Origin of the sequence: Mycobacterium sp. UM_Kg1, from assembly GCF_000972925.1 — a bacterium.
Taxonomy (GTDB): domain Bacteria; phylum Actinomycetota; class Actinomycetes; order Mycobacteriales; family Mycobacteriaceae; genus Mycobacterium; species Mycobacterium hiberniae.
Map to the genome: position 1 here is coordinate 57,547 of NZ_JRMK01000004.1, position 11,635 is coordinate 69,181.

8 protein-coding genes and 1 pseudogene are annotated in these 11,635 nt (G+C 68.7%); all 9 read left to right on the top strand.

The genetic code is table 11. The annotated features are described in order from the left end of the window. Positions 1–727: 727 nt before the first annotated feature. Positions 728–961 (top strand): annotated as a pseudogene (locus LI92_RS01445) (transglycosylase family protein); the annotation flags it as partial. A gap of 88 nt (positions 962–1,049) precedes the next feature. After that, a complete protein-coding gene (locus LI92_RS01450) occupies positions 1,050–2,306 on the top strand; it encodes a saccharopine dehydrogenase family protein (RefSeq protein ID WP_046315110.1) in 1,257 nt (418 codons plus the stop codon). A gap of 98 nt (positions 2,307–2,404) precedes the next feature. Then, positions 2,405–2,995, top strand: a complete 591-nt coding sequence (locus LI92_RS01455) for a DUF937 domain-containing protein (RefSeq protein ID WP_046315112.1) — start codon at positions 2,405–2,407, stop codon at positions 2,993–2,995. A 110-nt stretch (positions 2,996–3,105) separates the two neighbouring features. After that, positions 3,106–5,757 (top strand): valine--tRNA ligase, encoded by a 2,652-nt coding sequence (locus LI92_RS01460; protein ID WP_046315115.1) that lies wholly within the window; start codon positions 3,106–3,108, stop codon positions 5,755–5,757. Then, positions 5,754–7,181 (top strand): bifunctional tetrahydrofolate synthase/dihydrofolate synthase, encoded by a 1,428-nt coding sequence (folC, locus tag LI92_RS01465; protein WP_046315116.1) that lies wholly within the window; start codon positions 5,754–5,756, stop codon positions 7,179–7,181. The genes LI92_RS01460 and folC overlap by 4 nt, the downstream gene beginning before the upstream one ends. Positions 7,182–7,228: 47 nt before the next feature. Beyond that, a complete protein-coding gene (locus tag LI92_RS01470; protein WP_046315146.1) occupies positions 7,229–7,579 on the top strand; it encodes a DUF4233 domain-containing protein in 351 nt (116 codons plus the stop codon). Between the two features lie 85 nt (positions 7,580–7,664). After that, complete coding sequence (ndk, locus tag LI92_RS01475; protein WP_046315149.1) at positions 7,665–8,111, top strand: nucleoside-diphosphate kinase; 447 nt, start codon at positions 7,665–7,667, stop codon at positions 8,109–8,111. A 297-nt stretch (positions 8,112–8,408) separates the two neighbouring features. Continuing rightward, positions 8,409–11,390, top strand: a complete 2,982-nt coding sequence (gene rne, locus LI92_RS01480) for a ribonuclease E (protein WP_046315118.1) — start codon at positions 8,409–8,411, stop codon at positions 11,388–11,390. Positions 11,391–11,542: 152 nt separating this feature from the next. Beyond that, on the top strand, positions 11,543–11,635 hold a 93-nt coding region (locus tag LI92_RS22115; RefSeq protein ID WP_192829953.1), incomplete at its 3' end, for a bL21 family ribosomal protein.

Genomic DNA, 11,635 nt, shown 5'->3' on the forward strand with positions numbered 1-11,635 from the left:
CGCGGGAAAAATGGCGACGCAATGGCGGCGGCGTCGGGAAACTGCAAGCCGCAACGCACGCGACCGGGTGCGGCGGCCCGCCGGGCAGCGTGACGGCCGGCCGAGCGGCACCGTCTCGATGACCTGTGCCTTTTGAGGCAAAAGATGCTGCTGAGGCCCCTGTGGGGACGCGCCGGTGCCCGCGGACGGCCGTCCGAACGGCCGCGAAGACCGCATTTGCCGTGGTCTGGGCCACAAAATCACCGTGATCTGACTCACGAATCCCGCGGGAGCGCCGGCACCGTTGCGTTCCGGGCGAATTCGCCCTGACCTGCCTAAACCCTTGGTGATGTCAAGGAGATGGTTTCGTTATCTGACCGAAATATTCGCATCATGCAATTCGACGCGGTGTCCTGACCTTTCGTAAGTTCCTTTCGTCCTCATCTGAGGCAAACAAATTGAATCCCTCCAAACGCGTGCGAGCGGGGGAGGCGGGCGGCCGATGCAACGCCTCCTGCGGGCGCCGGGTTCGTCCTGGCCTGCCCAGCTGCCCCTGCTGTCGTGCCTGACCTAGACGGCACGTCTCGAAGACCACTCTCGCCCGGACCCCGGGCCGTCTCTCGTGAGCTTCGGAGTGCGCGCCGCGAAAGGAACGAAGTTGAAGAACGTCCGCAAGCACCTCACCATGGCCGCGATCGCCGGAGCCATGATCACCGGCGCGGTCGCCCTGTCCGACGCCACCGCCAAGGCGGACAGCGTCAACTGGGACGCCATCGCGGCCTGCGAGTCGGGCGGCAACTGGTCGATCAACACCGGCAACGGCTACTACGGCGGACTGCAGTTCAACCCCGGCACGTGGCGTGCCAACGGCGGCACCGGCATGCCGCACACCGCCAGCCGTGCCGAGCAGATCCGGGTTGCCGAGAACGTTCTGCGCACCCAGGGCATCGGTGCGTGGCCGGTCTGCGGCCGCCGCGGCTGACCACTGATGGTGACGACGGCGCCGGGCGAACAGCCCGGCGCCGTCGCCGTCGCAACCGGCTTTGCAGGCGGCGAGTAACGTCGGGCGGGTGCCAGACACGCCACGCGAGCTCGACATCATCCTCTACGGAGCGGCCGGTTTCGCCGGAAAGCTGACCGCGCAATACCTCGCCCGCGCCGGCGGCGCCGCCCGGATCGGGTTGGCGGGCCGCTCCGAGGAACGGTTGCGCCGGGTCCGCGACGAACTGGGCTCGGCCGCCCAGGACTGGCCGCTGGTGGTGGCCGACGCCGACCGGCCCGCATCGCTGGAGGCGATGGCGCAGCGCACCCGGGTGGTGATCACCACCGTCGGTCCCTACACCCGCTACGGATTGCCCCTGGTCGCGGCATGCGCGGCGGCGGGCACCGATTACGTCGACCTGACCGGCGAGGCGATGTTCGTGCGGCAGAGCATCGACCTGTACCACAAGCAGGCCGCCGACAACGGGGCCCGCATCGTGCACGCCTGCGGCTTCGACTCCATCCCCTCGGATATGAGCGTGTACGCGCTCTACCGGGCGGCCCGCGAGGACGGCACCGGCGAGCTGCTGGCCACCGATCTGGTGGTGCGGGGCTTCTCCGGCGGGGCCTCCGGCGGCACCCTCGCCTCGATGATCGAAGTGCTGACTACCGCTGCCAACGACCCGGAGGCCCGGCGCCAGCTGTTGGATCCCTACACGCTCAGCTCTGATCGGCCCGCCGAGCCGCAGCTGGGTCCCGAGCCGGACCTGTCCTGGCGGCGGGGCCGTGACATCGCTCCGGAGCTCAACGGTATCTGGACCGCCGGCTTTGCCATGGCGCCCTACAACACGCGGGTCGTGCGGCGCAGCAACGGCCTGTTGGACTGGGCCTACGGTCGGCGCTTCCGCTACGCCGAGCACATGAGCTGCGGCTCGTCGGCCGCGGCGCCGGTGCTGTCGGGATTGGTGACCGGCATCGGCAAGGTGACCATCGACCTGGGCGGCCAACTCATCCGGCTCCTGCCTGCCGGCCTGCTGGAGCGGGTGTTGCCCAAGCCGGGAACCGGTCCCAGCCGAAGCGTTCGCGAGAACGGCTTCTACTGCCTGGAGACCTACACGACCACCACCGGCGGCGCCCGCTACCGGGCGGACATGGCGCAGCGCGGCGACCCCGGCTACCAGGCCACCTCGGTGATGCTGGGGGAGAGCGGGTTGGCCCTGGCGCTGGACCGCGACGCACTGCCGGAACGCTACGGCGTGCTCACCCCGGCGGCCGCCATGGGCGACGTGCTGCTGGAGCGACTGCCCGCGGCCGGAGCGACGCTGACGGTTACCCGGCTGCGCTGATCGGCCGGAATTTGCCGGTGTCGGCCGCCGGTGTTTGGGCTAGTGTCGATTTCGACGGCTGCCCCCGGCAGCACCCAGCAACGGAGGTGGAAACTCTTATGGCCGGCCTCGACGACCTCTTCGCATCGATCCCTGTTCAAGACATTGCCAACCAGCTCGGCGCCGACTCGGCCGACGTGGACAGCGCTATTCACACCTTGGTGCCGGTGCTGGTCGGCGGGCTGAGCCAAAAGGCCCAGGAACCCGGGGAGGCCGACAGCATCGTCAACACCGCCGCCACCTTCGCCTCCCAGGGCCTGCTGGACAACGCCCTGGGTGCCAGCCAGGCCCAAGGCCAACAGGTGGTCTCCACCCTCTTCGGCGGCAACGACACCAGCCACGTGGCTTCGGCGCTTTCCGGCGCCGGCGCGGGTAACAGCGAACTGCTGCAGAAGCTGCTGCCGATCATCACCCCCATCGTGCTGGCCTACATCGGCAAGCAGCTCACCGGTCAAAAGGCGGAGCCGGCCCAGGAACAGGCCGCCGGCGGCGGCCTCGGCGATGTGCTGGGCGGCATCCTGGGCGGACTGGCCGGGGGCGGCAACGCCAAGAACCAGTCGATGGGCAGCATCCTGGGCAACATGCTCGGCGGCAAGACCGGCGGCGCCATCGGCGACATCCTCGGCGGCCTGCTGGGCGGCAAGAAGTAGCCCACCCCACTTATCGCGTCAAGCCCCCGGATCAGTCCTGATCCGGGGGCTTTTCTCGATGACACCTCCCTCGTCGGGGATTGCCCGCCGGTCATTCCTAGAATTGAGCGGTGACTGACACCCCCGACGCCGCCGACACCACCCGCTTACCCAAGTCCTGGGAGCCGGGTGCGGTCGAGGGCGCGATCTACCAGCGTTGGGTGGACGCCGGTTACTTCACCGCGGACCCCACCAGCGACAAACCCAGCTATTCGATCGTGCTGCCCCCGCCCAACGTCACCGGCAGTCTGCACATGGGCCACGCGCTCGACCACACCCTCATGGACGTGTTGACCCGGCGTAAGCGGATGCAGGGCTATGAGGTGTTGTGGCTGCCGGGCATGGACCATGCCGGCATCGCCACCCAGAGCGTGGTGGAACGCCAGCTCGCCGTCGACGGCAAGACCAAAGAAGATTTCGGCCGCGAACTGTTCGTCGACAAGGTGTGGGACTGGAAGCGAGAGTCCGGCGGCACCATCGGCGGCCAGATGCGCCGGCTCGGCGACGGCGTCGACTGGAGCCGCGAGCGGTTCACCATGGACGAGGGCCTCTCGCGCGCGGTCCGCACCATCTTCAAGCGGCTCTACGACGCGGGGCTGATCTACCAGGCCGAACGACTGGTCAACTGGTCACCCGTCCTGCAGACGGCAATCAGCGACCTGGAGGTCAAATACGAAGACATCGAGGGCGAACTGGTGTCGTTCCGGTACGGCTCGATGGATGACTCCGAGCCGCACATCGTGGTGGCCACCACCCGGCTGGAGACCATGCTCGGCGATACCGCCATCGCGGTGCACCCCGACGACGACCGTTACCGCGACTTGGTGGGCACAACGCTGCCGCACCCGTTCTCCGATGGGGAGATCGTGGTGGTCGCCGACACCCATGTGGACCCGGAATTCGGCACCGGTGCGGTCAAAGTCACCCCCGCCCACGATCCCAACGACTTCGAGATCGGGCTGCGCCATCAGCTCGACATGCCGACGATCCTCGACGAACGCGCCCGGATCACCGGAACCGGCACCCAGTTCGACGGCATGGACCGCTTCGAGGCGCGCGTCGCGGTGCGCGAAGCTCTGGCGGCACAGGGCCGCATCGTCGCCGAGAAGCGGCCCTACCTGCACAGCGTCGGGCATTCCGAGCGCAGCGGTGAAGTCATCGAGCCGCGGCTGTCCATGCAGTGGTGGGTCGACGTCTCCTCGCTGGCCAAGGCCGCCGGGGATGCGGTCCGCGACGGCGACACCGTCATCCACCCCAAGAGCCTGGAGCCGCGCTGGTTCGGCTGGGTCGATGACATGCACGACTGGTGCATCTCCCGGCAGCTGTGGTGGGGACATCGCATCCCGATCTGGCACGGGCCGAACGGCGAGAAAGTCTGCGTCGGGCCGGACGAGACCCCGCCGGAGGGCTGGGAGCAGGACCCCGACGTGCTCGACACCTGGTTCTCCTCGGCGCTGTGGCCGTTCTCCACGCTGGGCTGGCCGGACGCCACGCCGGAGTTGAAGAAGTTCTACCCGACGAGCGTCTTGGTGACCGGCTACGACATCCTGTTCTTCTGGGTGGCGCGGATGATGATGTTCGGCACCTTCGTCGGCGGTGACGCCGCCCTGCCCGACGCCGGTGTTCCGTTCCGCGACGTATTCCTGCACGGTCTGATCCGCGACGAACACGGCCGCAAGATGAGCAAATCCCGCGGCAACGGCATCGACCCGCTGGACTGGGTGGAGAAGTTCGGCGCCGACGCCCTGCGGTTCACCCTGGCGCGCGGGGCGAGTCCCGGCAGCGACCTGTCGATCGGCGAGGACCACGCCCGGGCCTCGCGCAACTTCGTCACCAAGCTGTTCAACGCCACCCGCTTCGCCCTGCTCAACGGGGCCGCCCCGGCACCGTTGCCGGCGATCGAGGAACTGACCGACGCCGACCGGTGGATTCTCGGGCGGCTGGAGGAGGTTCGCGCTGAAGTCGATTCGGCTTTCGACGCCTACGAGTTCGGGCGGGCATGTGAGGCGCTGTACCACTTCGCCTGGGACGAATTCTGCGACTGGTACGTCGAACTGGCCAAAACCCAGCTGGGACAAGGACTTGCACACACCACCGCGGTGTTGGCGGCGGTGCTCGACACGCTGTTGCGGCTGCTGCACCCGGTGATCCCGTTCGTCACCGAAACGCTGTGGCAGGAGCTCACCGGCGCGGAGTCGCTGGTCGTCGCGGACTGGCCGGTGCCGTCGGGAATCGCGGTGGACCAGGTTGCCGCGCAACGGATCGCCGACATGCAGAAGCTGGTGACCGAGGTGCGCCGATTCCGCAGTGACCAGGGCCTGCGGGACCGGCAGAAGGTACCGGCCCGGCTGACCGGTATCGACGACGCCGACCTGGCCACCCAGGTGGCGGCGGTGGCCTCCCAGGCCTGGCTGACCGAGTCCGGCGAGGGATTCGCGCCGTCGGCCACCGTCGAGGTGCGGCTCGGAGCGGGCGCCAAGACCAGCACGGTCGTGGTCGAACTCGACACCTCAGGAACCGTCGACGTCGTCGCCGAGCGCCGGCGGCTGGAGAAGGATCTGGCCACCGCCCGCAAGGAACTCGAGGCCACGTCGGCGAAGCTGGGCAACGAGGCGTTCCTGGCCAAGGCGCCCGAGGCCGTGGTCGACAAGATCCGGGGCCGCCAGCAGCTGGCCCGCGACGAGGTGGACCGGATCACCGCACGTCTCGCGGCCCTGGCATGAACCCCGAACCGGCCGCCGGCCCCGAACCGACACCGGACGAGATCGCGGCCCTGCTGCAGGTGGAACACCTACTCGATCAGCGTTGGGGCGAAACCCAGATCGAGCCGAGCCTGGCCCGGATCAACGCGCTGCTGGACCTGCTCGGCTCCCCGCAGCGCAGTTATCCGTCCATTCACGTCGCCGGGACCAACGGCAAGACCTCGGTGGCGCGCATGATCGACGCGTTGCTGACCGCCTTCTCCCGCCGTACCGGGCGCACCACCAGCCCGCACCTGCAGTCGGCGGTCGAGCGCATCGCCATCGACGGCGAACCGATCAGCCCGGCGCGATACGTGCAGACCTACACCGAGATCGAGCCCTTCGTCCACATGGTCGACGCGTCCTCCCAAGCTGATGGGGGACCGGCCATGAGCAAGTTCGAGGTGCTGACCGGCATGGCATTCGCGGCCTTCGCCGACGCGCCGGTCGACGTCGCGGTGGTCGAGGTCGGCATGGGCGGTCGCTGGGACGCCACCAACGTGGTGCAGGCTCCGGTCGCCGTCATCACCCCGATCGGCATCGACCACGTCGACTATCTCGGTGCGGACATCGCCGGAATAGCGGCGGAGAAGGCCGGCGTCATCCACCGCTCGCCGGACGAACTGACCGACACCGTGGCGGTCATCGCCCGTCAGGCGCCCGAGGCGATGGAGGTGCTGCTCGCGGAATCGGTGCGCGCGGATGCCGCGGTGGCACGGGAGAACTCCGAGTTCGCGGTACGCAGCCGTCAACTCGCGGTCGGCGGACAGGTGCTGGAACTGCAGGGCCTCGGCGGGGTGTACTCCGAGATCTTTCTGCCGCTGCACGGCGAGCACCAGGCCCACAACGCCGTGCTGGCACTGGCGGCGGTGGAGGCCTTCTTCGGCGCCGGCGCCGACCGTCAACTCGACGTCGAGACGGTCCGGGCGGGCTTCGCGGCGGTGCGCAGCCCCGGCCGGCTGGAGCGGATGCGCAGCTCGCCCACCGTCTTCATCGATGCGGCCCACAACCCGGCGGGGGCCGCCGTGCTGGCCCAGGCCCTGACCGACGATTTCGACTTCCGCTATCTCGTCGGTGTGGTCAGCGTGATGCGCGACAAGGACGTGGACGGCATTCTGGCGGCGCTGGAGCCGGTGTTCGACCGGATTGTGGTGACGCACAACGGTTCCGAGCGGGCGTTGGACATCGAGCGGCTTACCGTTGCAGCGGCGCGGTGGTTCGGTGACGACCGGGTGGTCACCACCGAAACGCTCGAGGACGCGATCGACGCCGCCACCGCTTTGGTCGACGAATTCGACTCTGCGGAGCAGGCGATGGCCGGCGGGTCGGGGGCCGGGATCGTGATCACCGGCTCGGTGGTCACCGCCGGCGCCGCGCGTTCGCTGTTCGGCAAGGACCCCGCATGACCGGAGACGACGAGGTGCAGCGCAGCTATGAGGAGAAGGCGGCCGACATGACCCAGAGTCCAGGCGCTCCCGATCCGTGGCGGGGCTTGCGCGGCGTGATGTCCGCGACGCTGATCCTGGAGGCCATCACGGTGTTGCTGGCCCTGCCGGTGGTCGGCGTGGTCGGGGGTGGCCTGACCCCGTTCTCGCTGGCCTACCTGCTCGGCTTGGCGCTGGCGCTGCTGGCGTTCGCCGGCATCCAGGGCCGGAGTTGGGCGATCTGGGCCAACCTGGCGCTGCAAGCGGTGTTGGTTGCCGGGTTTGTGGTCTACCCCGGCGTGGGGGTGATGGGACTGGTGTTCACCGCGGTGTGGGTGCTGATCGCCTACTTTCGTGCCGTGGTCATGCGACGCTCGTGAGGTCATCCGGCCTTCGGGCCGGTACGCTGTCGGCCGTGCCGCCGGCGACGATGCAGGGCGGGGCGAGGATGAGGAGCGGCGCTTCATGACTGAGCGGACTTTGGTACTGATCAAGCCGGACGGTGTGAACCGTCGCCTGGTGGGGGAGATCATCAGCCGGATCGAGCGCAAGGGCCTGACGTTGGCGGCCCTGGAGCTGCGGCCGGTGCAGCAGGCGGTGGCCCGGCAGCACTACGCCGAACACGACGGCAAGGCGTTCTTCGCGTCGCTGCTGGATTTCATCACCTCGGGACCCGTGGTGGCCGCCGTGGTGGAGGGCCCGCGCGCGATCGAGGCGTTCCGGCAGCTCGCCGGTGGCACCGACCCGGTGGCCAAGGCCACCCCGGGCACCATTCGGGGCGATTTCGGCCTGGAGACCCAGTACAACCTGGTACACGGCTCGGACTCGCCGGAGTCCGCCGAGCGGGAAATCGCACTGTGGTTCCCCGACTTGAAGCCGTCGGCGCCGACGTCGCCGATGACACTGGCCTGACCACGCCAGTTAGCGCCTTTTGTCCGGCGCCTGTGGGTTGTGTGGGATACTGGCTAGCGGGTGAACGTGACCGGACCGGTTTCCGACACCCGAATGAAGATTTCGGCGAGTGCGACGGTCGCGATACGTGATGCGGCGCCGATCGCCGGTCGTCATTCAGCCAGGCACCGAGTCGGTTCAACCAGAGCCCCTCGGAGCGAGACCACCACAAGCCCGGGATAGTGAGTCGGGCCCATAACGAGAAGTCCTCGCGTGGCCGCGTCGCAACGACGCGCCCGGGGGCTTGAGGAGACGTACGTGGTAGACCCCTCCCTTTTTAGAGGCCCGGAATCCGCACCGTCGGGACCGCCGACCGAGCACGAGGACTTGCCCGATCGCCTGCGCGTGCACTCGCTGGCGCGGGTGCTCGGCACCACCAGCCGCCGGGTGCTGGAGGCATTGACCGAACTGGACGGCCGGGCGCGCAGCGCCCACTCCAGCGTGGACCGGGTCGAGGCCGTGCGGGTCCGCGACCTTTTGGGTGCGGCCGCCGAACCCGCGTCGGCCGGCTTGTTCCAGCAGGCCGAGGCGCCCGATGACGTTCCGGACGAGCCCGAGTCCCGGTTGCTGCTGGAGACCGCTCCCGAACCGGTGACCGTCCGCGCCGACTACATGCCGCTGTTCGTCGCGCCGCAACCCGTTGCCTTCGAGCGCACGGTGGTGCGCGACGACGATGACGACGAGGACGACGACGAGGATCTCGGCGGCGCTGAAGCCGACGCCGAGGACGACAGCGGCGACCGGCCCGCCAACCGGCGCCGCCGCCGTGGTCGCCGTGGTCGCGGCAGGGGCCGTGGGTCCGAGGGCGCCGTCGCCGAGGACGCCGAGGACGACAACGACGACGAGGACCCCGCCGTGGAGGCGGAGGAGTCCGGGGACGCCGAGGACGCCACCGAGGAGGAGGAGGGCGGCTCGGCCGAGGAAGCCGGCAGCCGCCGTCGCCGGCGCCGCCGTCGTCGCAAGGCCGGAGCCGGCGAGGAAGAGGACACCAGCTCCTCCGACGACCCGCCCAACACGGTTGTTCACGAACGCGCCCCGCGTGCCAAGAACGGCCGGACCGCCAAGAGCGAGCGGGGTACCGGCGACGACGAGATCCAGGGCATCACCGGCTCTACACGGCTGGAGGCCAAGCGGCAGCGTCGCCGTGACGGCCGCGACGCCGGGCGCCGCCGCCCGCCGATCCTGAGCGAGGCCGAGTTCCTGGCCCGCCGCGAGGCGGTGGAGCGCAGGATGGTGGTGCGCGACCGGATCCGGACCGAGCCGCCGCATCCCGGTGCCCGATACACCCAGATCGCTGTGCTCGAAGACGGCGTGATGGTCGAACATTTCGTGACCTCTGCGGCGTCGACCTCCTTGGTGGGCAACGTCTACCTGGGCATCGTGCAGAATGTGCTGCCGTCGATGGAGGCCGCCTTCGTCGACATCGGGCGGGGCCGCAACGGCGTGCTGTATGCCGGCGAGGTGAACTGGGAAGCCGCCGGGCTCGGGGGCACCAACCGCAAGATCGAGCAGGCGCTCAAACCCGGCGACTATGTCGTCGTGCAGGTCAGCAAAGACCCCATCGGGCACAAGGGCGCCCGGCTGACCACCCAGATCTCGCTGGCCGGCCGTTACCTGGTCTATGTCCCGGGTGCGTCGTCGACCGGTATCAGCCGCAAGCTGCCCGACACCGAACGTCAGCGGCTCAAGGAAATCCTGCGCGAGGTGGTGCCCGCCGACGCCGGCGTGATCATCCGCACCGCCTCCGAGGGGGTCAAGGAAGACGACATCCGGGCCGACGTCGAGCGCCTGCAAGAACGCTGGACTCAGATCGAGGCCACCGCCGCCGAGGTCAAGCAGAAAGCGGCCGGTGCCGCCGTTGCGCTCTACGAGGAGCCCGACGTCCTGGTCAAGGTGATCCGGGACCTGTTCAACGAGGACTTCACCGAGCTGGTGGTCTCCGGTGACGCGGCCTGGGACACGATCAACGACTATGTGGGTTCGGTCGCCCCCGAACTGGTGCCCAAGCTGACCCGCTACCAGCCACCCACCGGCCCGGACGGTCAACCCGGTCCCGACGTGTTCGCGGTGCACCGCATCGACGAACAGCTGGCCAAGGCGCTCGACCGTAAGGTCTGGCTGCCCTCGGGCGGCACGCTGGTGATCGACCGGACCGAGGCGATGACGGTCGTCGACGTCAACACCGGCAAGTTCACCGGCTCCGGGGGCAACCTCGAGGAGACGGTGACCAAGAACAACTTGGAGGCCGCCGAGGAGATCGTGCGGCAGCTTCGCCTCCGGGACATCGGCGGCATCATCGTCATCGACTTCATCGACATGGTGCTGGAGTCCAACCGGGATCTGGTGCTGCGCCGTTTGACCGAGGCGCTGGGCCGCGACCGAACCCGCCACCAGGTCTCCGAGGTGACGTCGCTGGGCCTGGTCCAGCTGACCCGCAAGCGCTTGGGAACCGGGCTCATCGAGGCGTTCTCGACGTCGTGTCAGCACTGCGCCGGCCGCGGCATCATGCTGCACGCCGACCCGGTGGACTCGGCCGCACCGGGACGCAAGTCCGAGCCGGGTACCACCAGCCGCCGCAGCAAGCGCTCGAAGAAGCCGAAAGTCGACGAACCGGCAGTCGCCAAGGTCCCGGTGCACACCCCCGGCGACCATCCGATGTTCAAGGCGATGGCTGCGGCCAGCGACCGGCATGAGGACGCGCCGGACGAGGACGGTGCGGCACCCGGCGCCGATGAGCTGGCGGTGGACGTCACCGTGCAGGTCGAGGCAGACGAGCTCGCTGTCGACGGCGAGGGCGCCGCGGTGCTCGTGGAGCCGGACGCCGTGTCCGAGGATGGCGATGAGACGGCCGAGGACCTGGCCGACGAGGTCGCCGACGACGACGAAGTGGATGAAGACGAGGACAGCGTCGAGTCCGACGAGGACGAGTCTGACGAAGACGAAGACGAAGTCGATCTCGACGACGATGACGACGAGGACTTCGACGAGGACCTGGACGTAATCGATGACGGCGACGAGTCCGATGACGACGAGTCCGATGACGATGACGACGACGATGACGACGACGACTCCGACGAGGATGACGACTCCGACGAGGATGACGACGACGATGACTCCGACGAGGATGACGACTCCGACGAGGATTCCGAGGAGTCGGTCTTCGAGGAGCCCGAGGTGCCGGTGTTCGAGCGTCCGCGCCGTCGACGCGCGGCAGCCCGGCCAGCGGGGCCACCGATGTAACGTCGTGCCGGTTTGACCCCTTAGACGCTGGTCACGTACCCTTGACCAGTTGTCGCCAGGCGGGAATAACCACAGCTCGGCGGACAGAACCCCAGACACCTGCGCAAGTCCCGATGGCGTGCGCGCCCGAGAAGCAGAGGTAGAAACCAACGATGGCGACGTACGCAATCGTCAAGACCGGCGGCAAGCAGTACAAGGTTGCCGTTGGTGACGTGCTCAAGGTGGAGACTGTCTCTTATACACAT

Bases quoted from the DNA above. Each gene is read 5' to 3' on its own strand.
- folC (WP_046315116.1), top strand. From the start codon at position 5,754: ATGAACCCCGAACCGGCCGCCGGCCCCGAACCGACACCGGACGAGATC.
- LI92_RS01470 (WP_046315146.1), top strand. From the start codon at position 7,229: ATGACCCAGAGTCCAGGCGCTCCCGATCCGTGGCGGGGCTTGCGCGGC.
- ndk (WP_046315149.1), top strand. From the start codon at position 7,665: ATGACTGAGCGGACTTTGGTACTGATCAAGCCGGACGGTGTGAACCGT.
- LI92_RS01455 (WP_046315112.1), top strand. From the start codon at position 2,405: ATGGCCGGCCTCGACGACCTCTTCGCATCGATCCCTGTTCAAGACATT.